The sequence below is a fragment of the Mesorhizobium sp. M0011 genome (genome assembly GCF_040324155.1).
GTDB lineage: Bacteria > Pseudomonadota > Alphaproteobacteria > Rhizobiales > Rhizobiaceae > Mesorhizobium.
The window spans coordinates 43366-69661 of sequence record NZ_JAMYVQ010000015.1 but is presented as its reverse complement, the minus strand read 5'-3'; the positions used below and the strand labels follow the sequence as shown (position 1 = coordinate 69661).

General features: G+C 63.8%; 21 protein-coding genes. 10 read left to right on the top strand and 11 right to left on the bottom strand.

Annotated features, from left to right (window positions below):
- Positions 1–74 precede the first annotated feature (74 nt).
- Positions 75–1130 carry a DUF4432 family protein gene (locus tag NKK51_RS17695; RefSeq protein WP_352554102.1) on the top strand — a complete coding sequence of 352 codons (1056 nt, stop codon included), beginning with the start codon at positions 75–77 and terminating at the stop codon, positions 1128–1130.
- A 6-nt stretch (positions 1131–1136) separates the two neighbouring features.
- Here the strand turns inward: NKK51_RS17695 and NKK51_RS17690 are convergent, their stop codons facing one another.
- From NKK51_RS17690 to NKK51_RS17680, 3 genes are read right to left on the bottom strand one after another with little or no spacing between them, the layout of a single operon-like run.
- On the bottom strand, positions 1137–2012 hold the full coding sequence (locus NKK51_RS17690; RefSeq protein ID WP_352554101.1) for an alpha/beta hydrolase: 876 nt from the start codon (positions 2010–2012) through the stop codon (positions 1137–1139).
- A 23-nt stretch (positions 2013–2035) separates the two neighbouring features.
- Positions 2036–4087, bottom strand: coding sequence for a Fe(3+)-hydroxamate ABC transporter permease FhuB (gene fhuB, locus NKK51_RS17685; RefSeq protein ID WP_352554100.1), 2052 nt, complete (start codon positions 4085–4087; stop codon positions 2036–2038).
- Positions 4080–4955 (bottom strand): ABC transporter substrate-binding protein, encoded by an 876-nt coding sequence (locus tag NKK51_RS17680; protein ID WP_352554099.1) that lies wholly within the window; start codon positions 4953–4955, stop codon positions 4080–4082. Before NKK51_RS17680 ends, fhuB begins: the two co-directional genes overlap by 8 nt.
- Positions 4956–5468: 513 nt before the next feature.
- Between NKK51_RS17680 and NKK51_RS17675 the strand changes: the two genes are divergently transcribed.
- Complete coding sequence (locus tag NKK51_RS17675; RefSeq protein WP_032808338.1) at positions 5469–5816, top strand: hypothetical protein; 348 nt, start codon at positions 5469–5471, stop codon at positions 5814–5816.
- 86 nt (positions 5817–5902) lie between these two features.
- Here the strand turns inward: NKK51_RS17675 and ggt are convergent, their stop codons facing one another.
- From ggt to NKK51_RS17660, 3 genes are all read right to left on the bottom strand, one after another.
- Positions 5903–7642 carry a gamma-glutamyltransferase gene (ggt, locus tag NKK51_RS17670; protein ID WP_352554098.1) on the bottom strand — a complete coding sequence of 580 codons (1740 nt, stop codon included), beginning with the start codon at positions 7640–7642 and terminating at the stop codon, positions 5903–5905.
- Between the two features lie 291 nt (positions 7643–7933).
- Positions 7934–9223, bottom strand: coding sequence for an L-rhamnose catabolism isomerase (gene rhaI, locus NKK51_RS17665; protein ID WP_352554097.1), 1290 nt, complete (start codon positions 9221–9223; stop codon positions 7934–7936).
- A 12-nt stretch (positions 9224–9235) separates the two neighbouring features.
- A complete protein-coding gene (locus NKK51_RS17660) occupies positions 9236–11338 on the bottom strand; it encodes a bifunctional rhamnulose-1-phosphate aldolase/short-chain dehydrogenase (protein WP_352554096.1) in 2103 nt (700 codons plus the stop codon).
- 186 nt (positions 11339–11524) lie between these two features.
- On the opposite strand from NKK51_RS17660, the gene NKK51_RS17655 reads away from it, so the two are divergent.
- The 7 genes from NKK51_RS17655 (at position 11525) to NKK51_RS17625 (ending at position 18708) form a co-directional block, all read left to right on the top strand.
- Entirely contained in the window at positions 11525–12334 is an 810-nt protein-coding gene (locus NKK51_RS17655; protein WP_352554095.1) for a DeoR/GlpR family DNA-binding transcription regulator, read from the top strand.
- A gap of 55 nt (positions 12335–12389) precedes the next feature.
- Positions 12390–13385, top strand: coding sequence for a rhamnose ABC transporter substrate-binding protein (gene rhaS, locus NKK51_RS17650; RefSeq protein ID WP_023813908.1), 996 nt, complete (start codon positions 12390–12392; stop codon positions 13383–13385).
- Positions 13386–13498: 113 nt separating this feature from the next.
- The gene (locus NKK51_RS17645; RefSeq protein WP_352554094.1) at positions 13499–15049 is read left to right on the top strand and encodes a sugar ABC transporter ATP-binding protein; all 1551 of its coding nucleotides are present in this window, start codon (positions 13499–13501) and stop codon (positions 15047–15049) included.
- Entirely contained in the window at positions 15046–16026 is a 981-nt protein-coding gene (locus tag NKK51_RS17640; RefSeq protein WP_352554093.1) for an ABC transporter permease, read from the top strand. Before NKK51_RS17645 ends, NKK51_RS17640 begins: the two co-directional genes overlap by 4 nt.
- Complete coding sequence (locus NKK51_RS17635) at positions 16023–17018, top strand: ABC transporter permease (protein WP_352554092.1); 996 nt, start codon at positions 16023–16025, stop codon at positions 17016–17018. The genes NKK51_RS17640 and NKK51_RS17635 overlap by 4 nt, the downstream gene beginning before the upstream one ends.
- Positions 17018–17335 (top strand): L-rhamnose mutarotase, encoded by a 318-nt coding sequence (gene rhaM, locus NKK51_RS17630; protein ID WP_352554091.1) that lies wholly within the window; start codon positions 17018–17020, stop codon positions 17333–17335. Before NKK51_RS17635 ends, rhaM begins: the two co-directional genes overlap by 1 nt.
- On the top strand, positions 17332–18708 hold the full coding sequence (locus NKK51_RS17625; RefSeq protein ID WP_352554090.1) for an FGGY-family carbohydrate kinase: 1377 nt from the start codon (positions 17332–17334) through the stop codon (positions 18706–18708). The genes rhaM and NKK51_RS17625 overlap by 4 nt, the downstream gene beginning before the upstream one ends.
- On the opposite strand, the gene NKK51_RS17620 is transcribed toward NKK51_RS17625, so the two are convergent.
- From NKK51_RS17620 to galE, 3 genes are all read right to left on the bottom strand, one after another.
- Complete coding sequence (locus NKK51_RS17620; RefSeq protein ID WP_352554089.1) at positions 18709–20535, bottom strand: alanine racemase; 1827 nt, start codon at positions 20533–20535, stop codon at positions 18709–18711.
- Positions 20536–20537: 2 nt separating this feature from the next.
- Positions 20538–21788 (bottom strand): D-amino acid dehydrogenase, encoded by a 1251-nt coding sequence (locus tag NKK51_RS17615; protein WP_352554088.1) that lies wholly within the window; start codon positions 21786–21788, stop codon positions 20538–20540.
- A gap of 105 nt (positions 21789–21893) precedes the next feature.
- Complete coding sequence (gene galE / locus NKK51_RS17610; protein ID WP_352554087.1) at positions 21894–22889, bottom strand: UDP-glucose 4-epimerase GalE; 996 nt, start codon at positions 22887–22889, stop codon at positions 21894–21896.
- Between the two features lie 268 nt (positions 22890–23157).
- Between galE and hemA the strand changes: the two genes are divergently transcribed.
- Positions 23158–24435, top strand: coding sequence for a 5-aminolevulinate synthase (hemA, locus tag NKK51_RS17605; protein ID WP_127297829.1), 1278 nt, complete (start codon positions 23158–23160; stop codon positions 24433–24435).
- Between the two features lie 73 nt (positions 24436–24508).
- Here hemA and NKK51_RS17600 read toward each other — a convergent pair whose 3' ends face one another.
- Both NKK51_RS17600 and mscL read right to left on the bottom strand, forming a co-directional pair.
- Positions 24509–25675: a pyridoxal phosphate-dependent aminotransferase gene (locus NKK51_RS17600; RefSeq protein ID WP_352554086.1), complete on the bottom strand. Its 1167-nt coding sequence runs from the start codon at positions 25673–25675 to the stop codon at positions 24509–24511.
- A 112-nt stretch (positions 25676–25787) separates the two neighbouring features.
- Complete coding sequence (mscL, locus tag NKK51_RS17595; RefSeq protein WP_023813897.1) at positions 25788–26210, bottom strand: large conductance mechanosensitive channel protein MscL; 423 nt, start codon at positions 26208–26210, stop codon at positions 25788–25790.
- Between the last annotated feature and the right edge of the window lie 86 nt (positions 26211–26296).

Below are 26296 nucleotides of genomic sequence, written 5' to 3'. Positions count from 1 at the left end.
GGCACGCACACTTGCGGAAGATAGAGGTCGAAACAATGCATCTGGACCACTCCGATCACGTCTTCGTCGACCTCGTGCCCGAGCAGTTCGGCCCGTCGGAAACCATCGTCGCGCGCTATCGCGGGCTTATCGCCACCGCCTTTCGCTATCGATCCGGCGTTGCCGGGCTTCGGATCAGCAACGCGAAGGGCGAAATCGTCATGCTGCCGTTCCAAGGACAGCAGATCTGGGACGTGACCTTCCTCGGCCGCTCCCTGACCATGCGCTCGATGTTCAATGAGCCGGTCGCGACCCGGGACTATCTTTCCAACTACGGCGCGTTCTTCATTCACTGCGGCGCTACCGCAATGGGAAATCCGGGCTCGGATGACCGTCACCCGCTTCACGGCGATCTGCCCAATGCGCCTTATCAGGACGTGCAACTGATCGCCGGCAGCAATTCCGAAGGACCCTTCATGGCGCTGACGGGGCGCTGCCGACAGACCGTCGCTTTCAGCCATGACTATGTGATGGAGCCGACCGTACGGCTGCAACTCGATGCCAGCAGCGTCGCAGTCGACATCGTGATCGAGAACCTGAAACGCTCGGCCATGGAGTTGATGTACCTGGCGCACATCAATTTCAAGCCGGCCGACGGCGGGCGCCTGGTCGACACCGTAGCGGATGATTCCGTGGACATTGTCGTGCGCCAGACGCTGCCGCCCTTTTTCACACCGAGCGAAAGCTACCTTGCTTACCGCGATGCCGTTGTCGCCGATCCTTCGCGGCATCGCCTGCTGACCAAGGGCGAGCCGATCGACCCAGAACTCGTGCTGACGATGAGGGCTAAGGCGTACCTCCAGGGCTGGGCGCACGCCTTGCAGGTCCATCCGGACCGTACGGCGGATTTCGTCAGCTTTCGCCCCGACGAGCTCAATTATGCCGTCCGCTGGATCACGCGCGGCGCCGACCAGGACGCACTTGGCCTCGTGCTGCCGGCCACCGCCGAACCAGACGGCTGCGGCCAAGGAAAGAGGCCGCCTGGTTCGCGTCGTACCCGGGGAAAAATTCCGCTGTGCCCTGCGTTTTGGCGCTATGGACGCGGACGCAGCCGCACAACGGGAACAAGCCATCGCAGCGTTGAGAGGTGAAGGCCGTTAGTCGCAAGCCCTGACCGCAAACGCTGCCTGAACCGCGCGATTGACCGTGACCGGCAGGATCGACATGTGGTTCTCGCCGGCGTGCAGCTCGAAGCGCGCGCGCACGCCCGGGAGAGCATCAAGCCGCTGCGCCATTGCCCGCGCGAATTCGTCGGTGCGTGTCACCTTCTTCTGCCGCAGGCGCTTTTCCTCGTCCTCGGCGCCAATCTGGAACGGTGCCAGCTTCTCGGTCTCGTACTCGCCGGCCGACAGGATCATGGTCGCCGTCAGGCCATCGGGAACAGCGGCCGCGAAGGTTTCGAGAAAGCGGTCGATGGCACGGTCTTCCCAATAGATGGTGGGGCTCGCCGCGATCCAGGTCTGGAAGGCAGAAGGCCGCGTGAACAGGGAATAGAGCGCAAACAGGCCACCGAAGGAATGGCCGTAAAGCGCCTGGCGGCTTGCATCGACCGTGACCCAACCGGCGACCCATGGCTTCAGCTCGTCTTCGATGAAGGCAAGGAATTCCGCTGCCCCACCCGTCCGGACTTCGGGCGTACCCTCGTAGAAGGGCGGATAGGTCTTGCCCGGCGGCGGGCCGAGATCCCATGAGCGGCGCAGCGGGTCGTAGGCGCCCTCGACGGGATAGCCGATGGCGACGATGACGCCCCAGCCGACATTGGTGCCCGTTGGATAGAAGGCCTGCGCGCGCATGGCGTCGACCGCCGTGCCGATGACGGCATTGCCGTCGGTCATGTAGAGGACCGGCCAGCCGGCTTCTGGCACCGGCCCGGACGGCACATGCAGGAATATCCGCCAGGGGGCGCCGCCCTGCGCCGGGACAAAGTCGTGGACCGTGGTGTCGGCGATCAAGGCTGGCATCGACGTGGACATGGATATCTCCAGGGGCAAAACGGTCAGCGGCGGCGCAGCAGCCACATCAGTACCGGGCCGCCGATCAGCGTGGCGACGAGACCGGCCGGGATCTGGCGCGGGAAGATGGCGGTGCGGCCCACCCAGTCGGCGGCGACCATGATCAGCGCGCCGGCGAGCACCGCGCCAACGGCCTGCGGCAGCGCACGGGAGAGGCCAAAGCGACGGGCAAGGTGCGGCGCCATCAGGCCGATGAAGGTCAGCGGACCGACGATCAGGGTCGAGGCTGCGGTGAGTGCCGCGACCACCAGAAGCACGAAAAGCCGCGTCCTCTTCAGGTCAATGCCAAGGCCCTGCACAGCGGCGGGGCCAAGCGGCAGGATGTCGAGCCAGCGCATGAAGAAAGGCGCGAGCGCGAAGAGGCAGACGGCGATACCACCGGTCAGCAAGGCGTCACCGACATCGACGCCATAGGTCGAGCCGGTCAGCCAGTTGAGCAGCAGCATGGCACGCGGATCGCCGGTGGCGGTGAGCACCAGGATCAGCGCGTCGAACAAGGCCGTCAGGGCAACGCCTGCGAGCAGCAGCCGCTCCGGCGCATAGGCGGCACGGCGGCCGATCGCCAGCGTCACCAGCAAAGCGGCGAAGGCGCCGATGGTTGCCGCCGCCGTCTGAACCGGACGTCCGGCATCGGAGAGCGCAAACAGCGCCACCATCATGCCGAGCGCAGCACCGGCGCTGATGCCAAGCACTTCCGGGCTGGCCATCGGATTGCCGGTCAGCCGCTGCATCATCAGCCCGGCGAGCGCCAGCATCGCCCCGGCGCTCAGCGCGGCAAGCACACGAGGCCACCGCCACGACAGCAAAGGCTGCAGCTCGTCGCCGAAGGCGAAGGTCCAGCCATGCGGACCCGGTCCATAGAGCAGGGCCAGCCCGAGCAGCAAAAGCAGGGCCAGGCCGATCGCCGTCAGTATAAGGCCGGGCCGGCTTGCGCGCGGCAGGCGCGCGGCCATCAAGGTCGGGGCTTCCGAGCCAAGAGCAAGGCGCGGCAGCAGCCAGAGAAGCAGAGGCGCGCCGAAAAGTGCTGTGATCGCTCCGGTCGGCAGCAGGTCGCCTTGCGGTCCAGTGGCGATCTGTACGGCCTGGTCGGCTGTCCACAACAGCGCCCCGCCGATCAGTGGCGCCATCACCAGTTGTTGGCCCAGCCGCCGGGCACCGCCGATGCGCGCGAGCGTCGCCGCGGCCAGGCCGACGAAACCGATGACGCCGACAGCGGCAACAACAAACGCGATCAGGGCGACCGCGGCCGCCAGTCCTGCGAAGCGATAGGCGCCGAGCGGCACGCCAAGGCTGCGCGCGCCTTCATCGTCGAGACCAAGCAGGGCCAGCGGCCGCACCATGAGGAAGATCGCCAGTGCCGCGCCGCCGATGCGTGGCAACAGCCACAGTGTCGTCGACCAGTCCTGCTGGCCCAGCGAACCGGCGCCCCAGATGAACAGGCCGGCCAACCATTCATGCCGCAGCACAATGAGGGCAGCGCCGATAGCGCCGGCATAGAGACTGACAACAAGCCCCGCCAGCACGACCGAAAGCGGTGACAGGCCTTTGTGCCAGGACAGAGCGATGACGGCGGCAAGGGCAACGAATGCGCCGCCCAGCGCCACCCATTCGCGGCCAAAGGCAAGCAGCGACGGTGACAGAAGCGTCGCCAGCGCCAGCGCCAGATAGGCGCCGGCCGAGACGCCGACCGTTTCGGGCGAGGCAAGCGGGTTGCGCAGAACCTGCTGCAGGACGGTTCCGGCAAGCCCGAGCGCCGCACCGCATAAAAGGCTGACGGCAAGCCTGGGCAGGAAGGCGTAGTGGACGAGCACCTGCCGCATATCATCAATGTCCGGGGCGGCGAGCGATTGGAGCCAGAGCGCCGATGGCAGCTGCACGGTGAGGTTTGAGACGGTTGCCGCGATCGCCGCCGCGAGCAGCACCGCGCAAAGCAGGATCGCGCCTACCGGCTGATTGCCAAGAGAGCCCCATGGCAAGGCGCGGCCCGACGGCGCAAGCTTTCCTTCTTGAGTGACGGCCGCGGCATCCTCAGCCATGGGCGGCCTCCGCGGTCATCGCCGACGCCAGGTCCCGAGCAAAACGGCGCGCGGATGGAAGCGCGCCAAACATCAGGACGGCAGGAAGGCGCATGATCGAGCGGTTGCGCACGAAGGGCATGGCGTTCCAGACCGGACTTTCGGTCAGCGTGCCGCCGGCGCCCTCAGGCAAGGGTTCGAGATAGGCGAGGCGCGCATCGCTGGATGTTGCGAGCCCGTCGATACCGACGGTCGAAAACCCCCAGTAATTGGTCTCGGCCGTCCACGCGTTGCTGAGCCCGATGCGGTCGAACACCTCCTGAAACAGGCTCTTTGCGCCGTAGACGCGCACATTGCGGGGGTCCAGGAAGCTGACGACATAGATCGGCCGTGCCGACAGCGGCGCCAGTTGCTGGCGAAGCTCCGTAAAATACGCGTCTGTCGCCGCGATCAGCGCTTCGCCTTCGCTTTCCTTGCCGACAAGCCCGGCGAGCTGGCGCGTCGCCTCGACGGCGCGCTGATAGGGCTGCCCGGCTTCGGTGTAGAGACCGATCGTCGTCACCGGAGCCACGCGTTCGAGCAGCGGCTTGATGCCGTCGAGATACGGCATGGACAGGATGATGTCGGGCCTGAGCTGCTGCAGGAATTCAAGATTGGGCTCGAGCAGCGTGCCGACATCGGCGATGTCAGGCGGCAGCCGCGGCTCGACCACCCATTTCTCCCAGACCTCCCGATCGGCAATGGCGACCGGGCTGACGCCGAGCATGAGCAAGGTCTCGGTCAACCCGTCATCCAGGCAGACTATGCGCAACGGACGGGCTTCAGCCGTGGAGAACCCCATGCCGGCGAACGGCAGCGTGAAAAGCCCGAGCGCCTGGCGCCGGGTCATTCGGCTGCGCAAGTGATCGGACGCGGCTCTCGACTGGGGCTCTCGGTCTCTCTGCAATGCGGCGTGCCCTGCTTTTCGGGATACGGTCTCCAGTGACCACTGCCCGGTTGACTATGAACATGAGTTCAATAGTCAACATTTTGATGGCCTGACAAGTCAACTTTTACGCAACCGCATGCCAGGCGCAGCCGCCGCTTGGCCGCAAGGCGATTCGCCCGTACAACAGCGCTGTGCGATGTGGCCGCCAAAAAATCACGGCCCGCGAAGCCCAATCCGCGCCTCGCATCATTTTTCCTCCACGAAGGCATTCCATGATAGACGAAGCCACGGTCGCCTTTGGGCAGCCGTTTCCTGGATTGCTTGAGAGACCAAAGACGGCCAAGGAACGAACCAAAAAAGCCGGCAGCAAGCCGCCGCCTGAAGACGTCAAGGACCGGTCGAACGCATCAAGGCAGCGCGATCGGGTTGCACTCGGCAAGGCTTGATGATTTGTTGCCGCTATACGGAGAACGAATGATGCGAGAGCCTGCCGGTCAAGACGAATACGGGTCGACGAACCCCTTCGATCCGGACGACCTGCCGACGTTGAACGCAATCGGCCCGAGCATGGGTAGCGGCAATGATTTCGAGAGATATGCCGTTGCCGTGATCATCGTGTTCGGTGCGCTGATCATTGGCGGGCTGATGGCCGCATCGATGGTCTTCGGGCACCGCAACGGCTTCCTCTTCGCGCTTGGCGGCGCCACGTCCGCTTGGATATCCGGAAACGCGCTGCTGCTCGACCGGCCGCGTATCTATGCGCTGTTCGTCGGCATTGCCGCCTTGATGCTGGTTGCGTCCACCCTCACGCTGGTCTTGTGACGATCAAATCGGTGTGAGCCGATCCACTTGAGCAGCGGGCGATCAACCCGAATCGCCACGCTGCACCAAGCTTTTCCTCCGAGCTATCAGTATCCGAGCGCCTCGCCAGAGGCCGCGCGGCTGTCGATGGCGCCGTTGTAGCGCGCGCCGCCGCCCTTCTCGATTTCCGCCAGGCTCTTGCCGCCGACCAGGATGCCGGCCGCCTGCCCCCAGGTCTGGTCAGCGAGATCGAGGTGATATCCCATGCTGGCCAGCAGCTTTTCTGTGTCCGGCGACAGGCCGAACGGCTCGACATAAACCTTGTCGGGCAGCCATTGATGGTGGATGCGAGGCGCGTCGATCGCCTCCTGGATGTTCATGCCGTGGTCGATGACATTGACGATCGCTTCCAGCGTGATGGTGATGATGCGCGAACCACCCGGGCTGCCGATGACCATGAACGGCTTGCCGTCCTTGGCCACCACGGTCGGGCTCATCGACGACAGCGGCGTCTTCTTCGGTTGGATGGCGTTGGCCTCGCCCTGGACCAGGCCGTAGAGGTTGGGCACGCCGGGCTTCTGGGTGAAATCGTCCATCTCGTTGTTGAGCAGGATGCCGGTGCCGTCGGCAACGACGCCGGCGCCGAAGGACCCGTTCAGCGTGTAGGTGACCGCGACCGCGTTGCCGTCATCGTCGATGATCGAATAATGCGTCGTCTCCTTGCTCTCGCCAAAGCCCTTCGGCATCAGCTCCTGCGACACGCCGGCCCGGAACGGGTCGATCTTGTCGCGGATATCCTTGGCATAGGCCTTATCAAGCAATTTCGAGACCGGATTGTCGACGAAATCGGGATCGCCGAGCGCGGAATTGCGGTCGACATAGGCGTAGCGCATCGCCTCGATCATGACGTGGATCGTCTCGGCAGAACCGGCACCGAGGTAGGATAAGGGATAGCCCTCCAGAACGTTGAGGATTTCGCAGATGATGACGCCGCCGGAGCTGGGCGGCGGCGAGGAGGTGATCTCGTAGCCGCGATAGGTGCAGGTCACGGGCTTGAGTTCGCGCACCGCATATTGCTCGAAATCCGGTTTGGCGAGAATGCCGCCTTTGGCGCCGCTCGCCTTGACGATGGCGTCGGCGATGGCACCTTTGTAGAAGGCATCCGGGCCTTTTTCGGAAATGGCGGCGAGCGAGGCCGCGAGGTCGGGCTGGACCAGCCGCTCGCCGATGCCATAGGGCTTGCCGTCGGGTTTCAGGAATATGGCGGCGGCCGCGGGGTCCTTCGCCAGCCTGTCGGCACTGCCGGCAAACGAGGTGGCGTCGCCTTGGTTGAGGATGAAGCCGTCCTTGGCATAGCCGATTGCCGGCGCCATCAGATCCTGGCGGGACAATTTGCCGTATTTTTCACGGGCCAGTTCCAGACCGGCCACCGAACCCGGCACGCCGACCGCAAGATAGCCGTCGAGACTGGCCCCCTTCACCGGGTTGCCGTCCTTGTCGAGATACATGGTTTTTGTCGCCGCCAGCGGCGCCCGCTCGCGGAAATCGAGAAAGGTCGATTTGCCGTCCTTGAAGCGGATGGTCATGAAGCCGCCGCCGCCGATATTGCCGGCATTGGGGTAGACGACCGCGAGCGCATAGCCGACGGCAACCGCCGCATCGACAGCATTGCCGCCCTTCTTCAAGACGTCGATGCCGACTTCGGACGCCAGATGCTGGGCCGTCACCACCATGCCGTGCTCGCCCTTGGCCGGTTGCGGGGAAGCGGCAAAGGCGCTCGTCAACGGCGCCAGGGCGAAGGTGATGCAAAGACTGGCGGCGATCAGTGTTCTGCGGGTGAGCGGCATGGCGGTTCTCCGGGCGGGGGGACGCCTAGAAAAGACCCTTGGGATGGGTTAGTCCAGCCAATAGTGATGGTTGGCGTTCCTTCACACCCCCCTCTGTCCTGCCGGACATCTCCCCCGCAAGGGGGGAGATTTGCAGCTTCAGCTGCGGCGCTCTTCCTGCATCGTTGGCGATTGGCGAAAGCAGAAATGACATCCGATCTCCCCCCTTGCGGGGGAGATGTCCAGCAGGACAGAGGGGGGTGCTCAAGTGCCGCCCTCTCTGTCGGATCGACGGAAAATCGAACTAAAGGCCTACACAATCCCGCCTGAACCGCCCGCAACCGCCGGGCGTTCGGCCGCGACTTTCGCCCGGTAGCCCGCCGCACGATACGCCGCGACCGGATCAATGGCGCCACCCGTCTTCAGCCGCGCCATGGCGAGGATCGGCTCGACATCGGTGCGGTAGGCGGCTTTCAGCGTCTGCGTCGCCATCAGCGCGTCGTTCAAGTCCTGAAAACCTTCCAGCGCCTTGCGGTCGACGAGCAGCGCCTGCGCATAGGCGCGCTGCACCTCGACCGCCGACAGCATCAGGCTTTCGATCGGATCGGTGACGTTATGGCTCTGGTCGAGCATGTGCGCCGGGTCAAAACCCTCGGCGCCGGAAAGCTCGGCATCGACCAGTTCGTTGAAGACGAGGAACAGCCGGTAGGGGTCGATCGAACCGGCATCGAGATCATCGTCGCCATATTTCGAATCGTTGAAATGGAAGCCGCCGAGCTTCTTGAACTGGATCAGCCGCGAGACGATCATCTCGATGTTGACGTTGGGGGCATGGTGGCCGAGGTCGACGAGACAGAACGCCTTGTCGCCCAATTCCCTGGCGATCATGTAGTTGGTGCCCCAGTCCTGCACGACGGTGGAATAGAAGGCCGGCTCGTACATCTTGTGCTCGGAAAACAGCTTCCAGCCGGCGGGCAGTCCGGCATAGATCTCCTTCATGGCGTCGAGATAGCGCTCGAACGCCTTGGCGAAATTGACCTGGCCCGGGAAGTTCGAACCGTCGCCGATCCACACCGTCAGCGCCTTGGAGCCCAGCGTCTCGCCGATCTCGATGCATTCGAGATTGTGCTCGACCGCTTGCCGCCGCGTGCCGGCATCGGCATGCGACAGCGAGCCGAATTTGTAGGAAAGCGCTTGGTCCTTTGCATCGGAAAAAGTGTTGGAATTCATGGCGTCGAAGCTGAGGCCAAAGCGCGAAGCCGCCTGCTTCAGCCGGTTCGGGTCGGCCTTGTCCCACGGAATGTGCAGGGAGACGGTCGGCGTCGCCTGCGTCAATTGCTGGATGACGGCGCAGTCCTCGATCTTGTCGAAGATGTCGCGTGGCTCGCCGGCACCGGGAAAGCGGGCAAAGCGCGTGCCGCCGGTGCCGACGCCCCAGGACGGGATGGCGATCGCGAATTTCTCGACCTTGTCGCGGATGGCGTCGATGGCGATGCCGCGACGGTCGAGGCGCTCGCCGAGCGACGCGTAGTCGCGCTCGAGGTTGGCCTTGCGCGCGGCGTTGTCCTTATCGAGGAGGTCGGCGGAGATGATGTGTTCCATCGTCCCCTCCGCTCAGCGCGTGAACGACTGGGCGTTGCCCGCGTCGACATTGATGATGTTGCCGGTCGACTTGGCCGACATGTCGGATGCCAGGAAATAGATCGCCTCTGCGATGTCTTCCGGGAAGACCGAGCGCTTCAGCATCGAACGCGAGCGGTAGTGCTCCTCCAGATCGTCGGTCGACATCTTGTAGGCGGCGGCGCGCTGTTCCTTCCACTCGCCGGTCCAGATCTTCGAGCCGCGAAGCACCGCGTCCGGGTTGACGACATTGACCCTGATCTGCGCCTCCGCGCCCTCCAGCGCCAGACAGCGGGCGAGATGGATCTCGGCGGCCTTGGCGGTGCAATAGGCGGCAGCGTTGGGCGATGCGGCAAGACCGTTCTTGGAGGCGACGAAGACGACGTTGCCGCCAATCTTCTGCGCGCGGAACAGCCGGAACGCTTCCCGCGAGACCAGGAAATAACCGGTCGACAATATGTCCATGTTCTTGTTCCACAGCGCCAGCGTCGTCTCCTCGATCGGCGCCGAGGAGGCCAGCCCTGCGTTCGACACCAGAATGTCGATGCCGCCGAACTCGACCGCCGTCTCGGCAAAGCCCGAAATGACCTGATCCTCCGAGGTGACGTTGATCAACACCGGGCGGACGAAATCCTTGCCGTAGACTTTCGCCAGTTCGTCATTGGCGCCGGCCAGCGCTGTCTCGTCGATGTCGGCCAGCACGACGCAGGCGCCTTCGCGCAGCAGGCGGTTGGCCGTGGCGCGGCCGATGCCGCCGGCGCCGCCGGTGACCAGCGCGATCTGGCCGGCAAGCGACTTCGGCTTCGGCATGCGCTGCAGCTTCAGGTCCTCGAGCAACCAGTATTCGATGTCGAAGGCTTCCTGTGCGGGCAGCCCGACATAGGACGAGACGGTGGAGGCGCCGCGCATGACGTTGATGGCGTTGACATAGAATTCGCCCGAAATGCGCGCCGTCGCCTTGTCGCCGGCGAAGGTGAACATGCCGACGCCGGGCATCAGGTAGACCACGGCATTGGGATCGCGGATGGCGGGCGAATCCGGATGCTTGCAGCCCTCGTAATAGGCCTGGTAGCCGACGCGATAGGCTGCGATGTCGTCGGCAAGCCGCGCAATCACCGCATCGACATCGGGCTTGGCCGGATCGAATTCGATGACCAGGGGGCGGATCTTGGTGCGCAGGAAATGGTCGGGGCACGACGTGCCGAGTGCCGCCAGCGGGCGCAGATCCCTGGAATTGACAAATTCGAGCACGGCGGCGGAATCATCGAAATGGCCTGTTTTGTGGCTCTTTTCCGAGATCAGGCCGCGAATCCTCGGCATCAGTTTGGCCGCGATGGCACGGCGCTCGGTGGCGTCGAGTGCCTTGACCTCCTCACCGCCGAAGATAGCGACACCCTCGGAGCGGCGCTCGAACCATTCGATCGCCTGGTTGATCACCGAGATCGTCGTCTCGTAGCATTCCCGGGGAGTGTCGCCCCATGTGAACAGGCCGTGGCTTTCGAGGATGACGCCCTTGGCATCGGGGTGTTCGAGGCAGAATTTCTCCAGCCAAAGACCAAGCTCGAACCCGGGACGCTTCCACGGCAGCCAGCCGATGGCGTCGCCGAAGATTTCTTTCGTCAGCGCCTTCGAATCCTTGGCGGCGGCAATGGCGATGATGGCATCGGGATGCATGTGGTCGACAAAAGGCTTCGGCACGTAGGCATGCAACGGCGTGTCGATAGAGGCCGCGCGCGGATTGAGGTTGAAGGTGCAGTGGGGCAGGAAGCCGACCATTTCATCTTCGTGCTCGACGCCGCGATAGAGGCCTTTGAGCGCGCGCAGCTTGTCCATGTAGAGCGTGGCAAAGCCGTCCAGCTTGATCGAGGCGCTGTCGCCGCCCGAGCCCTTGACCCAAAGCACTTCGACATCCTCGCCGGTGAGCGGGTCTCTCTGCCATATCTTCGAGGAGGTGTTGCCGCCGCCATAGTTGGTGACGCGCTTGTCGGAACCAAGTGTGTTCGAGCGGTAGACCAGAAGTTCCGGCCCGCTCATAGCGTGAGCCTTGGCCTCGTCCCACAGATTGGCGAGGCTCGCGCCGGTGCGCTTGTCGAGCATAAGAAATCCTCCCGAAAGGCACGCAAAAGGTGCGGCCATTTGGCCCCGAATTTCCACGGAAGCGGCCGGCTTGTCAATCACAAACGATCAATATCGATCATATTGCACTGCACAATGAAATTATATGATCGGAAATGATTGACACTGCGCGTTTTGGGTGCCTAGATGCTCAGGCAGGGAGGAACCATGCACGAAAAAGAGCGCCACAGGATCATTCTGTCCGCCGTCCAGGAAAAGCCTGTGGTGACGGTGCAGGAGATGGTCGACCTGACGGAGTCTTCCGAGGCGACGATCCGGCGCGATATCGCGGCCCTCCACGTCCAGAAGCGGCTGCGCCGTGTGCGCGGCGGCGCCGAGGCAAACTCGCCGCCGCAGTTCATTGGGCTGGCCGGCCGGCCCTTTTCCGTCAACGAAACGATCAACGCCTCACAGAAGCGGGCGATTGCGCGCGAAGCGGTCGAGCTGTGCAAGGACGGCGAACCGATCATCATCAATGGCGGCACCACCACATTCCAGATGGTGCATTTCCTGACCGGCCGCCGCATGCCGATCTTCACTAATTCGTTCCCGATCGCCGAGCACCTGCTCAAGCACTCCAAGAACACCGTCATGCTGTCTGGCGGCACGATCTACCGCGAGCAGAACATCATCCTGTCGCCCTTCGACAATGACGTGACGCGCAATTTCTATGCGCGCCGCATGTTCATGGGCGCGCAAGGGTTGGGGCCGCTCGGCCTGATGGAGGGCGACCCGCTGCTGATCCAGGCGGAGCAGAAACTGATCGACCAGGCCGACGAGCTGGTGGTGCTGGTCGATTCCTCGAAATTCCGCAAACGCTCCAGCCTGATCCTGTGCGGCCTGTCGCGCATCGCCACCGTCATCACCGATGACGGCATCGAGGATCGCGAAGCCAAGATGCTGGAAACCGCCGGCGTGACGCTGGTCGTCGCCCGCACATCCGCAACCAACAAGGAAGAATCTTCACTGCAGGCCTGAGGCCAACTCGCGCTCGCAGCGGCGATGGAATGCAACGCTCAAGGGAGGAAATTCGATGAGCTTCTTGAAGAAATTGATGGTGACGGCTGCATTCTCAGCCGCCATGTTCGTGAATGCCGCCTATGCCGAGAACGTCAAGATCGCGTTGGTGGTGAAGTCGCTCGGCAACGGCTTCTTCGATGCCGCCAACAAGGGCGCCGAAGAGGCGGCCAAGGAACTCGGCGATGTCGACATCATCTACACCGGCCCGACCAAGGCGACCGCCGAAGCGCAGATCGAAGTGGTCAATTCGCTGATCGCGCAGAAGGTCAACGCCATCGCCATTTCGGCCAATGACGCCGACGCGCTGGTACCGGTGCTGAAGAAGGCCATGGAACGCGGCATCACGGTCATCTCCTGGGATTCGGGCGTCGCCAAGGAAGGCCGCCAGCTTCACCTCAACCCGTCCGACACCGGCCTGATCGGCGAGACCATCATCAAGCTTGCCGCCGATTACCTGCCGGAAGGCGGCGAAGTCGCCATCCTGTCGGCCTCCTCGACCGCGACCAACCAGAACGCCTGGATCGATGCGGCCAAGAAAATCCTGCCGGAGAAGTTCCCCAAGATCAAACTTGTCGCCACCGTCTATGGCGATGACGATTCGGCCAAGAGCACTGATGAGGCCAAGGGCCTGTTGAAGTCCTATCCGAACCTCAAGGCGATCATAGCGCCGACCACCGTCGGCGTCGTTGCCGCCGCCCAGGTTGTCACCGATGAGAACTTGATCGGCAAGGTCAATGTCACCGGTCTCGCATTGCCGTCCGAGTTCAAGAAGTTCATCGACAACGGTTCCAGCCAGGCGGTTGCGCTGTGGAACCCGATCGACCTCGGCTACTCGGCCGTCTACCTCGCCCATGATCTGGCAGTGAAGAAGGAAGAGGCCAAGCCCGGCGCCACGCTGTCGATCGGCCGTGTCGGCAAGGTCACGCTCGACGACACCAACTCGGCTGCGATGGCTCCGCCCTTCCAGTTCGACAAGTCGAACATCGAGAAGTTCTCCAAGATCTATTGATCTGGAGCGCTTGCACCCTCCCCCCTGTGGGGAGGGTCGGCGAGGCGGTCTTGCGAAGCAAAACCGGCGAGACGGGGTGGGGTGGCGACATCTCCACGCACCAGGACCTTGATATGCTAGACAACCCCCACCCCGCTCCAGTCGTTCGCGACCCTCCCCAGAAGGGGGAGGCGGCTCCACGCCTGACGCTGTCCGGCATCTCCAAGAGCTTTCCCGGCGTGCGCGCGCTGCACAATGTCAGCCTGTCTCTCTACCCCGGGCAGGTGACGGCGCTGATCGGCGAAAACGGCGCCGGCAAGTCGACGCTGGTCAAGATCATGACCGGCATCTACCAGCCCGACACGGGCACAATCAGCATCGACGGCCAGGCCGTCACCCTGCCCAGCGCGCACGCCGCCTTCGGCCACGGCGTCACCGCCATCCACCAGGAAACCGTGCTGTTCGACGACCTGAGCGTGGCCGAAAACATCTTTCTCGGCCACGCGCCACGCACGCGCTTCGGCACCATCGACTGGCGTACGATGCGCAAAAATGCGCGCGAAGTACTCGACACCATGCATGCCGGCCATATCGACGCCGACGCCCGGCTGAAGGATCTCGGCATCGCCAACAAGCATCTGGTCGCGGTTGCGCGTGCCATGTCGATCGACGCGCAGATCGTCATCATGGACGAGCCGACCGCCGCCCTTTCGATGAAGGAGATCGAGGAGCTCTTTTTGCTGATCGAGTTTCTCAAGAGCGACGGCAAGGCGATCCTGTTCATCAGCCACAAGTTCGACGAGATCTACCGCATCGCCGACCGCTACACGGTGTTCCGCGATGGCGAGATGGTCGGCGAAGGCCTGATCAAGGATGCCGGCCAGAGCCAGATCGTGCGCCTGATGGTTGGCCGCGCGGTCGATCACATCTTCCCGCAGCGCAAGGCCGAGATCGGCGCGCCGGTGCTCTCCGTTTCCGGCCTGTCGCATCCGACCGAATTCAACGATATCGGCTTCGAATTGCACAAGGGCGAGATCCTCGGCTTCTACGGCCTGGTCGGCGCCGGCCGCAGCGAGGTGATGCAGGCGATATCTGGCATCACCCGCACATCAGCCGGCACGATCACGCTGGAAGGCAAGACGCTCGCGCCGAAATCGGCTGCGGATTCGATCGATGCCGGCATCGTCTACGTGCCGGAGGAACGCGGCAAGCAAGGCGTGGTGATCGGCCTGCCGATCTTCCAGAACGTCTCGCTGCCTTCGCTCAAGCGCACATCCAAGTCAGGCCTGCTGCGGCTGTCGGAAGAGTTCGATCTGGCCCGCTCCTACACCGAGCGGCTCGACCTCAGGGCTTCCTCGCTCAGCCAGGACGTCGGCACGCTGTCGGGCGGCAACCAGCAGAAGATCGTCATCGCCAAATGGCTGGCGACGTCGCCCAAGGTGATCATCCTCGACGAGCCGACCAAGGGCATCGACATCGGCTCGAAGGCCGCCGTGCACGGCTTCATGGCCGAGTTGGTGGCGCAAGGCCTGTCGGTGATCATGGTGTCGTCGGAACTGCCGGAGATTCTTGGCATGTCCGACCGCGTCGTGGTCATGCGCGAGGGTCTCGTTGTCGCGGTCTACGACAATAAGGGGCTGGACGCCGAAACGCTGGTTCGGACGGCAGCGGGGATCGCGGCATGAAGGCTTTCCTCAAATATCGCGAAATCTGGCTGTTCGCGGCCATCGTCGTGCTGATCGGCCTGATCTCGACGCGCTTTCCGGCCTTTGCCGACCCCGGCAATCTGGGTCAGGTGTTCAACGACACCTCGATCCTGATGATCCTGGCGCTTGGCCAAATGGTGGTCATCCTGACCCGGTCGATCGATCTGTCGATGGCGTCCAATCTCTGCTTCACCGGCATGGTGGTGGCGATGCTGAACGCCGCGCATCCGGCAATCCCGATCCCGTTGCTGATCGTCATTGCGCTGGCCGTCGGCCTGGTGCTCGGCGCCATCAATGGCCTTTTGGTCTGGCGGCTGAACATCCCCTCGATCGTGGTGACTTTGGGCACGCTGACCATCTATCGCGGCGCCACCTTCGTGCTGTCCGGCGGCGCCTGGGTCAATGCCGACAAGATGAGCCCGGACTTCATCGGCTTCCAGCGCGCCGCCTTCCTCAACATTCCCGTGCTGTCGTGGATCGCCATTCTGGTCATTGCGCTGTTCTTCATCCTGATGACGCGCACCGCACTCGGCCGCTCGATCTATGCCATCGGCGTCAACCCGACGGCTTCCGTCTATGCCGGCATCGATGTCGGCCGAACGAAATTCATCGTCTTCTGCATCTCCGGCATGATCGGCGGCCTGTCAGGCTATCTCTGGATCTCGCGCTATGTGATCGCGTCGGTCGAGGTCGCCAACGGCTATGAGCTCAACATCATCGCCGCCTGCGTCATCGGCGGCATCTCAATCGCCGGCGGCATCGGCTCGGTCGGCGGCGCGGTGCTCGGCGCACTGTTCCTCGGCATCATCTCCAACGCGCTGCCGGTCATCAACATCTCGCCCTTCTGGCAGATGGCGATTTCGGGCAGCGCCATCATTCTGGCCGTCGTGCTCAATGCGCGCGGCGAACGCCAGCAAGGCCGCATCATCCTCAGGAAGGTGGAGGCGGGGACATGACCGACATCCCTGCCCCGCGCTACATTCCCGACCGGCTCGACAAGCCGCTGCATTCGGCGATCTTTTCCTGGGAAGCGCTGCTGGTCGTGGTGGCCGTCGCCATCTTCGCCATCAACAGCTTTGCCTCGCCCTATTTTCTCGATCCCTACTCGCTGTCCGATCTCACCTTCAATTTCACCGAGAAGGGCCTGATCGCCTTCGCCATGGCGCTGCTGATCATCTCAGGCGAGATCGATCTGTCGGTAGCCGCCATCATCGCGCTGGCGTCGACGATGATGGGCATGGCGGTGCAGGCCGGCGCCGGCACGCCGGTGCTGGTGGCGATCGGCATCGTCGTCGGGCTCGGCTGCGGCGCCTTCAACGGTCTGCTGGTGGCAAGAATCGGCCTGCCGTCGATCGTCGTCACCATCGGCACGATGAGCCTGTTTCGCGGCATCGCCTTCATCATCCTCGGCGATCAGGCCTACAAGGGTTATCCCGCAAGCTTCGCCTTCTTCGGCCAGGGCTATGTCTGGTGGGTGGTGTCGTTCGAGCTGGTGCTCTTCCTGATCGCGGCCGTCGTCTACTGGTTCCTTCTGCACCGTACGAGTTTCGGCCGACGCGTCTTCGCCATCGGCAACAATCCGATAGCTGCGCAGTTTTCCGGCGTGCGCGTCGGCCGCACCAAGTTCATCCTGTTTTGCCTGACCGGGCTGATGTCGGGCATCGCCTCGGTGCTGATCACCTCGCGGCTCGGCTCGACGCGGCCATCGATCGCGCAGGGCTACGAGCTGGAAGTCATCACCATGGTGGTGCTCGGCGGCGTCAGCATCCTCGGCGGCGCCGGCAGTATTGTTGGCGTCGTGCTCGCAGCCTTCATCATGGGGCTGGTGACCTTCGGGTTCGGCCTGCTCAATGTGCCCGGCATCGTCATGTCGATCTTCATCGGCCTGCTGCTGATCATCGTCATCGCCTTGCCGATCGTTTGGCGGCGATTGCGCGGAGGGCGCTGATGCCGCAGAAATACGCGTTCAAAATGAAGCTCAAGCCGGGCATGAAGGCCGAGTACAAGAAGCGCCATGACGAGATCTGGCCGTCACTGGTCGCGCTGCTGAAGCAGGCCGGCGTCTCCGATTATTCCATCCATCTCGACGAGGAGACCAATATCCTGTTCGGTGTTCTGTGGCGGCGAGACGACCACGGCATGGATGAATTGCCAGGGCATTCGGTGATGCAGCGCTGGTGGGCTGAAATGGCCGACATCATGGAAACCAGACCGGACAACGAGCCGGTGGCCGTGAAGCTGGAAACAATGTTCCACATGACATGAGTGCGATGCGCCACATCGCCGTCATAGACATCGGCAAGACCAACGCCAAGGTGGCGCTGGTCGACCTCGCTACGTTGGCCGAGGTGGCGCTGCGCCGCATGTCCAATGCGCCGGTGCGACATGCGCCCTACCCGCACCACGATGTCGAGGCCTTGTGGGCATTCATCCTCGAAAGCCTTGCCGGTCTCAACCGCGAACAGCGCATCGACGCCATTTCGATCACCACCCATGGCGCGACGGGCGTGCTGGTCGACGCTGCGGGCGAACTGGTGCTGCCGGTGCTCGACTATGAGTTCGACGGCCCCGACAGGCTGGCAGCGGATTATGAAGCGATCCGCCCGCCTTTCGCCGAGACCGGCACGCCGCGCCTGCCGCTCGGCCTCAATCTCGGTGCTCAATTCTTCTGGCAGCAGAAAAGCTTCCCGGCCGAATTCGCCAGGGCCGCCGCGATGCTGATGTACCCGCAATACTGGGCGTTGCGCCTGACCGGCATCGCCGCCAACGAAGTTACCTCGCTCGGCTGCCACACCGACCTGTGGAACCCGTGGACAGCGGATTTTTCATCGTTGGTCGACAGGCTGGAGTGGCGGAGCCTGATGGCGCCGGTGCGGCCGGCCAGGGATCGTCTCGGCCCGATCCTGCCCACTGTTGCGGCGCGAACCGGACTCGATCCGCAAACGCCGGTGTTCTGCGGCCTGCATGATTCCAACGCCTCGCTGCTGCCGCATCTTCTCTCCGACAAACCGCCTTTCTCCGTGGTCTCGACCGGCACCTGGGTGGTGTCGATGGCGGTCGGCGGCAAACAGATTGCGCTGGATGCCGCGCGCGACACGCTGGTCAATGTCAACGCACTCGGCAATCCCGTTCCCTCTGCGCGCTTCATGGGCGGCCGCGAGTTTTCCGTGCTGACCAAGGACCAGCCGGAGCAGTGGACTGAAGATGATGTCGGCGCCGTGTTGGGGCGAAAGATGCTGCTGCTGCCGTCGACCCAGCAAGGCTCGGGCCCATTCCCGCACCATGTCGCAATATGGCTTGATGCCGAGGGCCTGAACAGCGGCCAGCGCTTTGCCGCCATCTCGTTCTATCTGGCGTTGATGACGGCGACCTGCCTCGACTTGATCGGCGCGGACGGTCCGACCACGGTCGAAGGCCCCTTTGCCCGTAACCGGCTCTTTGTCGGCATGCTGGCGGCAGCCACGGCGCGCGCCGTGGTTGCGTCCGAGGCCGCCACCGGCACCAGCATCGGCGCGGCGCTGCTGGCATCCGATCAGCCGGCGACGCACGGCAAGGGCGAAAGAATAGAACCGCCTGTAGACCCGGCCTGGGTCGATTATGCCAGCGCATGGCGCGCGGCAGTGGACGTGCAGGGCTGATCAAAGAATCCGCTTGCCGAAGGCCGACATGACGAAGTTGACCGCGTCGGTGCCGATCCGCGGCTCCAGATCCGCCGTCAGGCCCGACACATCCATCGACAGCAGCCCGCCGGAGAGTGCGATCGCCTCCATCGCCTGATGCGTCTCGCGCACGGTCAGCCCGCCGGAGCCCGCAGCCCAGCCGGCGAATTCGGTCGCGGTCGGCGAATAGCTGACGTGAAAGCCTTGCGTACCAGAGGTGGCGATGCGTATCGCCTCATGCATCAGGTCGCGCATGCCCATGGCGTCGATATCGGTCATGGTGAAGGCCGACACGCGCGAATCCTTCAGCACCCGCGCTTCAGCCGGATCGGCATGGCGCAGGCCGACGATGACGACATTCTCCGGCGACAGCTGCGGCTGCAACGCGCCCGCCTTGTGGTCGAGACCGAGTGTCCGCGCCAGGACCGAGCCCTCCGGCAGGTCGATGCCGTCCTCGTCCTCGGGCATTAGGGCGGCGATGGAATCGATCCAGATCAGGCCGAAGGAATGGGTCGCGCGCGCCGTTGCGGTCAGCGCCTTGTGAGCGATGCGACGGTCGGCGCCGGCCGTCAGCCGGATCAGCCCCGATGGCGGCCGCTCGATATCGGCGAGTTCCACGACGTCGAAATTCATCGCCTCCAGCCGGGCGCCGGTGCCTTCCCGAGCCAGGATGCGGGCAGCCCCTTGCCCGGCCGTGATCTGCACCATCTTGCGACCGGAAAAGTCCGCGACGTCATGCATCGGAGCCTTCTCGACATATTCCGAGGTCATCGCCAGCAGCATGGCGCCATAGCTCATGCGGAAGGCGACGCGGTCGCCGACGGAGGGCCTCGGATCGGCATCGGCAACATCCAGCAACAGATGGTCGCTGGAGGCGCCGAGCACCCGTATCCCCTTGGCAATCGGCGTCAGCCCCTCGACCAGCACGTCCTCGCGGCCGATATTGGCGATGGCGCGCAGCCTGTCGCCCTCGTCGGGGAAGACCGGCTGGTTGCCGAAGGCGTCATAGCCGGATTGGCCGATCGGCCGTGACGGCTTGAGCTTGACCTCGATGATGTCGCTGGTCAGCCGGCAGGCATCGGGTTCGAGCTCCGCCCACGGCGTGTCGCGGAAGGTCTCGACGCCGCCCTGCAGGATCGCCTCGCCGACCCGCAGATTGTTGATGCCGGCCGGCAGTCTGCCTTCGAGCAGCAGCGGCAGCGACGACGAGGCACCGCCGGAGATCACGTCGAGGCTTCTGCCGGACAGGCGCTCGGTCTTGTAGGCATGGGCGACGAGCTGGCCGAGATTTTCCGGCGTCGGCATGATGGCGCCGAAACAGCCGAGATTGGTGCCGATGCCGGCAATGCGAACGCCCTTGAACTGCAGTATCTGCTCGACCGTCTGGATCAGGTCGTTCGGCCAGATGCCCTCTCGCAGATCTCCGAGATCGATCATCAGCATGATGTCGTGGACGCGGCCCATGCGTTCGGCGATGCGCGAAATTTCGCGGATGGTTGCGAGTTCCGACTGCAGGCTGATGTCGACGGCGCGCACCACCTCCTCGACCCGCGCCATCGGCGGGCTGCGCAACAGCATGATCGGCGCGTTGATGCCGCTGTCGCGCAGCCGGCGGATGTTCTCGAAGCGCGATTCGGCGATGCCGGCGACACCGCCGCGCAGCATGGCGCGCGCCACTTGCGGCATGCCGCACGTGCCCTTGGTGACGCCGAACACCTTGATGCCCGAGAGCGCGCAGCGCTCGACGATGGTGCGCGCGTTGCGCTCGATGCGGCCAAGATCGATAGCGACTTGCGGTCCCGACATCACTAGCCCCCGTAGACCAGTCCCTGCGGGTCGATCTCCGGCTTGCGGCCGGAAACGAGGTCGGCAAGGAATTTGCCGGAGCCGCAGGCCATGGTCCAGCCGACGTGGCCGTGGCCGGTGTCGAGATAGAGGTTCTTGTAGCGCGCCTGGCCGATGACCGGCACCGAGTTGGGCATCATCGGCCGCAGGCCCGCCCAGAACACAGCCTTCTTCTCGTCGAAGGCACCCGGGAAAAGATCCTTGCCGGTGCTGATGATCGTCTTGAAATCGGCGGGCTTGAAAGTTCGGTCGAAGCCGGTGAATTCAGCCGTCGAGGACATCCGCAAGCGGTTGCCCAGCCTGGAATAGCCGATCAGCCGGTCCTCGTCGGCTCCGCCCATGGTCGGTCCCTTGCTTTCGTCCTCCAAGGGAATCGTCGCGGTATAGCCTTTTACCGGATAGACAGGCAGGTCGATGCCATAGCGGCGCCCGAGCAGGCCGCTCTCCGGTCCCATCGAGATGACCACGGCATCGCCGGCGACCGGGCCGGCCGACGTCAACACCGCGCGCACATGATCGCCCTCGATGTCGAGGCCTTCGACTGTCGTGCCGAACAGGAATTTGACGCCGAGTTTCTCGGCAGCATAGGCGGCCAGCCTGTCGACAAACTGCTTGGAATCTCCGGTCTGGTCGGTTGGCGAATAGACGCCACCGGCAATCTTGTCCTTGACGCCGGCAAGGCCTGGTTCCAGCTCGACCAGCCGGTCGCGGCCGACGATTTCGATCGGCAGACCGTGCTTGGCAAGATAACGGTAATTGTCGGTACCGGTGTCGAGGCTCTTTTGCGAGCGGAAGAAATAGAGAATGCCCTTCTTGCGCTCGTCGTAGTGGATGCCGGTGGCTTCCGAAAGCGCATTGATGCAGTCGCGCGAATAGAGCGCGAGCCTGAGCTTGATGTCGGTGTTGGCGCGCAGGCGCGCCACCGTGCACTGGCGCAGGAAACGCAGGCTCCAGGCGAGGAAATAGGGATCGAGGCGCAGCCTGACCTTGATGCCGAGATCATGGTTGTAGAGCCCGCGCAGGAAGGTCTTCAAAGCCGCCGGCGAGGCCCAGGCGGTGGCGTCACCCGGTGACACCAGGCCGGCATTGGACTGGCTGGTGCCTTGTGCCGCCGCCGGATGGCGCTCGATCACTGTCACCTCATGGCCGTCGCTGGCCAGATAATAGGCGGCCGCCGTACCGACGACACCGGCCCCGAGCACCGTTATTTTCATGCCATCCCCCAAGAGCTCCTCGCGGCGCGGCGCCTCCGCGCCTTGCCGCGAACGCCTTCAATAGCGCTTCGCTGCCCGCTTTGCGAGCCCTTGGGAGAACCCGGTTCAGCCGCGCGCGGAGTTCTTGCCGGTCAGGATGCGCTCCCAGGCGAGCGCGTCGGCGACGATCTGGTCGAGATCGTCGCGTTGCGGGGTCCAGCCGAGCTCGGCGCGGGCGAGATCCGAATTGGCGACCACCGCCGCGGCATCGCCGGGACGGCGATCGCCCATCTTCACCTCGAAATCACGGCCAAAGGCGCGGCGCACGCTGTCGATGACCTCGAGCACCGAATAGCCATGGCTGTAGCCGCAATTGGCGACGAGACTGGTGCCCCCGGCGCGCAGCCGTTGCAGGGCCAGGCGATGCGCCGCCGCCAGGTCGCTGACATGGATGTAGTCGCGCATGCAGGTGCCGTCCGGCGTCGGATAATCGGTGCCGAACACCTGCATGAACGGCCGCTTGCCAAGTGCCGTCTCGCAGGCAACCTTGATCAGATGAGTGGCGCCCGGCGTCGACTGGCCGGTGCGGCCCTTCGGGTCGGCGCCGGCGACGTTGAAGTAGCGCAGCGCGGTATAGCGCAGGCCATGCGCGATCGACGCGTCGCGCAGCATCCACTCACTCATCAGCTTGGACAGGCCATAGGGCGATTCCGGCGCCAGGCGGGCGTCCTCGCGCACCGGCTCCAGGCCGGCTCCGCCATAGACGGCGGCGGTCGAGGAAAAGATGAAATTGGGCACGCCTTCGCGCACCGCGGTTTCGATCAGCGTGCGCGTCTTCGAGGTGTTGTTCTCATAGTAGCTGAGCGGGTCGGCGACCGATTCCGGAACCACGATCGAGCCGGCGAAATGAATGATCGCGTCGACCTTGTTCTCCCTGATGACCCCGCCGACCAATTCCCTGTCGGCAACATCGCCGACAACCAGCCTTGCCTCGGGCGCCACCGCCCATTCGAAACCGGTGGAAAGACGGTCGAGAACGACCACGCTTTCGCCGGCATCCAGCAGCTCCCAGACCATATGGCTGCCGATGTAACCGGCGCCGCCTGTAACCAAAACCGTCATCCGCGTCCTCGCTTATCCAAGATTTGTCGGAAACTGTCTCAACCCCCGCTCTACTGGAAAGCCCGCCGCATGACCATTGGAACCCGTGGTAACCGGCCTCGCCGGCCAGTGGCATTGTCCTGAAACAAAGTTGATCCACATCAAGGGAATAGGCCACGATCCGTGGTCGTTAGGAACAGGTCCGGGGCGTGGCATTTTGACCAAAAAGGCCAGGTGGACGACCAACAGGCCAATGATTATGATCCCGCGCAAAAATTGGGAAGTCGACATGAACTATCAGCGGTTCTTCGAGGAAGCGATCGACCAGCTCCATGCCGAGCGTCGCTACCGCGTTTTCGCCGACCTGGAGCGGATCGCGGGCAAGTTCCCGCGCGCCATCTGGCGTTCCAATGGCCGCGCCGAGGAAATCACCGTCTGGTGCTCCAACGACTATCTCGGCATGGGCCAGCATCCCGACGTCATCGCCGCTTTCCAGAACACGGCAGGCAAGATGGGTTCGGGCGCCGGCGGCACCCGGAACATTTCCGGCACCTCGAACCCGCTGGTCGAGCTCGAGGTGGAGCTTGCCGACCTGCACGACAAGGAAGCGGCACTGGTCTTCACCTCCGGTTTCGTCTCCAACGAAGCCTCGATCTCGACCATCGCGAAGCTTTTGCCCAACTGCCTGATCATCTCGGACGAATTGAACCACGCCTCGATGATCGAAGGCGTGCGGCGTTCCGGCGCCGAGAAGAAGATCTTCCGCCACAACGACGTGGCGCATCTGGAAAGCCTTTTGCAGGCGGCGGGGCGCGAACGCGCCAAGCTGATCGTCTTCGAAAGCGTCTATTCGATGGATGGCGACATCGCGCCGATCAGAGAGATCGTCGAACTCGCCGAGCGCTACAACGCCATGACCTATATCGACGAGGTCCATGCCGTCGGCATGTACGGGCCGCGCGGCGGCGGCATCACCGAGCGCGAAGGCCTGGCCGACCGCATCGACATCATCGAAGGCACGCTGGCCAAGGCATTCGGCACGCTGGGCGGCTACATCACCGGCACCAGCGCCGTGATCGACGCTGTGCGTTCCTATGCGCCAGGCTTCATCTTCACCACGGCACTGCCGCCGGCGATCGCGGCTGCCGCGACCGCGTCGATCCGCCATCTCAAGCGCTCGCAGGCCGAGCGCGACGCCCAGCAGCAGCAGGCGAGCCGAACCAAGCAGATCCTGTCGGCCGCCGGCCTGCCGGTGATGGACTCGCCGACCCACATCGTGCCGCTGCTGGTCGGCGATCCCGAGGCCTGCAAGATGGCCAGCGACCGCCTGCTCGGCGTGCACGGCATCTACATCCAGCCGATCAACTACCCGACCGTGCCGCGCGGCACCGAGCGGCTGCGCATCACGCCGACGCCGTTCCATTCCGATGCGCTGATCGCCGAATTGCAGGATGCGCTGGTCGAGACCTGGGATGCGCTCGGCATCCCCTATGGTTCAGCCGGGCGGCCTTCGGTGGCCAAGAGCGACCGCATCATTCCCCTGCTGGTGCCCAAGTCGGGCGGCTGAAGCCGTTTGAAACTCTGCTCCGGCGGCTATCTGGCTCGCCGGAGCGATTTTCAATCCGCGCTTCGTCGGCGGCTCAAATAGCCTTCATCCAATTTGCCAGCCGGTGCGCCGCTTCCTCGATCTGGTCGAGGCGGCGGTGGAAACACAACCGCAAAAACGCCTCGCCGCCGGGGCCGAAAGCGGTGCCTGGCGCCAGGCCGACATTGGCCTTGTCGACAATGTCGAAGGCAGCGGTGCGTGAATCGGTGATGCCGTCGACAGTGAAAAACAGATAGAACGCGCCCTGCGGCACGGTGAACCGAGCACGATCCGTGGCACCGAGGATGCCGCAGACAAGGTCACGCGCCTTGCGCGCCCGCTCCACCTGTTCGGCAACGAAGGCATCGCCCCCGTCAAGGGCGGCGGCCGCGCCGCGCTGCATGAACTGAGCGACGCCGGAGTTCGAATACTGGATCAGGTTCTCGAACACCTGCTGCAAGCTCGGATGCGTCTTGATCCAGCCGACGCGCCAGCCGGTCATCGCCCAGTTCTTGGAGAAGGAATTGACGTACAGGATGCGGTCTTCCGCCGACGCGATGTCGAGGAAGGACGGCGCGCGGCCGTGGCCATAGTGGAAAAGCGAATAGATCTCGTCGGCGATGATCCAGAGGTTTTTCGCGCGCGCTAGATCGAGGATGGCCTGCAAGGTCTCATGATCGGCGGTCCAGCCGGTCGGATTCGACGGCGTGTTGATGAACAGCGCCTTTGTGCGTGGCGTGATCGAAGCCGCGATCTTCTCGACGTCGCAGGACCAGCCATTGCCGGAATGATCGAGCGTGACCGCGACTGGAACGGCTCCCGCTATCGCTGCTGCGGCATCGAAATTCGGCCAGGCCGGCGACAGATAAACCACCTCGTCGCCGGCGCCGGCGAGCGCGTCGAGCGCCAGCTGGATGGCATGCATGCCGGAGCCGGTGACGATGAATTCTTCCTCCGGGAAGGTCTTGCCGAAATGCCTGGCATAGTAGCGGGAGAGCGCCTGCCTGAGATCGGGGATGCCCCTTTGCCAAGTGTAGAATGTCTCGCCGCCGGCCAACGCCTTCGACGCGGCATCGGTGATGAAGGCTGGCGTCGGCAGGTCGCCCTCGCCGGCCCAGAGCGGAATCATGCCTTCGCGCAGGCGGCCGTAATTGACGACGGCGACAATGCCGCTTTCGGGTGCCGCACGGGCCTCGGTGCGCAAGCTGTCGATCAGGGTCATTGGCGGGTCCGTTTTGGTCAGCGGTTTTCGTCAGCGGTCCATACCAGATGCGAAAACAGAAAACCCCGGCCGCGAACGACCGGGGTTTTGGTCCAGCAAATGCTGCCCGTGGTCAGCGCCTGGCGAGCAGATCGCGAATTTCAGTGAGCAGCGCGACGTCGGCTGGCGGCGGAGCGGCCGGAGCAGCGGGCTTCTCGCGCTCAAGCCGCCTGCGCATGTTGTTCACCGCCTTGACCATCAGGAAGATGATGAACGCGAGAATGAGGAAGTTCAGCGCCACGGTGATGAAGCTGCCATAGGCAAAGACCGCGCCCTGCTTCTTGGCATCGGCCAGCGAGGTCGCGTTGACGGCTGAGGACAATCCGAAGAAATAGTTGTTGAAGTCCAATCCGCCGAAAATCGCACCGACGATCGGCATGATGATGTCGTTGACAAGGGAATCGACGATCTTGCCGAAGGCCGCGCCGATGATGACGCCGACCGCAAGGTCCATCACATTGCCCTTGGAAATGAATTCCTGGAATTCTTTCAGCATTCGACCCTCCTTGTCGTGACTGGCCAAGCTGCCGTTTCCGTCCTTGCGGCATCGACCTGAGGCAACATAACAAAAACCTCCGGTTG

Coding starts and splice junctions, on each gene's coding strand:
- NKK51_RS17690 (WP_352554101.1), bottom strand. CDS start 2,012: ATGTCCACGTCGATGCCAGCCTTGATCGCCGACACCACGGTCCACGAC.
- fhuB (WP_352554100.1), bottom strand. CDS start 4,087: ATGGCTGAGGATGCCGCGGCCGTCACTCAAGAAGGAAAGCTTGCGCCG.
- NKK51_RS17680 (WP_352554099.1), bottom strand. CDS start 4,955: ATGACCCGGCGCCAGGCGCTCGGGCTTTTCACGCTGCCGTTCGCCGGC.
- NKK51_RS17675 (WP_032808338.1), top strand. CDS start 5,469: ATGATGCGAGAGCCTGCCGGTCAAGACGAATACGGGTCGACGAACCCC.
- ggt (WP_352554098.1), bottom strand. CDS start 7,642: ATGCCGCTCACCCGCAGAACACTGATCGCCGCCAGTCTTTGCATCACC.
- rhaI (WP_352554097.1), bottom strand. CDS start 9,223: ATGGAACACATCATCTCCGCCGACCTCCTCGATAAGGACAACGCCGCG.
- NKK51_RS17660 (WP_352554096.1), bottom strand. CDS start 11,338: ATGCTCGACAAGCGCACCGGCGCGAGCCTCGCCAATCTGTGGGACGAG.
- NKK51_RS17655 (WP_352554095.1), top strand. CDS start 11,525: ATGCACGAAAAAGAGCGCCACAGGATCATTCTGTCCGCCGTCCAGGAA.
- rhaS (WP_023813908.1), top strand. CDS start 12,390: ATGAGCTTCTTGAAGAAATTGATGGTGACGGCTGCATTCTCAGCCGCC.
- NKK51_RS17645 (WP_352554094.1), top strand. CDS start 13,499: ATGCTAGACAACCCCCACCCCGCTCCAGTCGTTCGCGACCCTCCCCAG.
- NKK51_RS17640 (WP_352554093.1), top strand. CDS start 15,046: ATGAAGGCTTTCCTCAAATATCGCGAAATCTGGCTGTTCGCGGCCATC.
- NKK51_RS17635 (WP_352554092.1), top strand. CDS start 16,023: ATGACCGACATCCCTGCCCCGCGCTACATTCCCGACCGGCTCGACAAG.
- rhaM (WP_352554091.1), top strand. CDS start 17,018: ATGCCGCAGAAATACGCGTTCAAAATGAAGCTCAAGCCGGGCATGAAG.
- NKK51_RS17625 (WP_352554090.1), top strand. CDS start 17,332: ATGAGTGCGATGCGCCACATCGCCGTCATAGACATCGGCAAGACCAAC.
- NKK51_RS17620 (WP_352554089.1), bottom strand. CDS start 20,535: ATGTCGGGACCGCAAGTCGCTATCGATCTTGGCCGCATCGAGCGCAAC.
- NKK51_RS17615 (WP_352554088.1), bottom strand. CDS start 21,788: ATGAAAATAACGGTGCTCGGGGCCGGTGTCGTCGGTACGGCGGCCGCC.
- galE (WP_352554087.1), bottom strand. CDS start 22,889: ATGACGGTTTTGGTTACAGGCGGCGCCGGTTACATCGGCAGCCATATG.
- hemA (WP_127297829.1), top strand. CDS start 23,158: ATGAACTATCAGCGGTTCTTCGAGGAAGCGATCGACCAGCTCCATGCC.
- NKK51_RS17600 (WP_352554086.1), bottom strand. CDS start 25,675: ATGACCCTGATCGACAGCTTGCGCACCGAGGCCCGTGCGGCACCCGAA.
- mscL (WP_023813897.1), bottom strand. CDS start 26,210: ATGCTGAAAGAATTCCAGGAATTCATTTCCAAGGGCAATGTGATGGAC.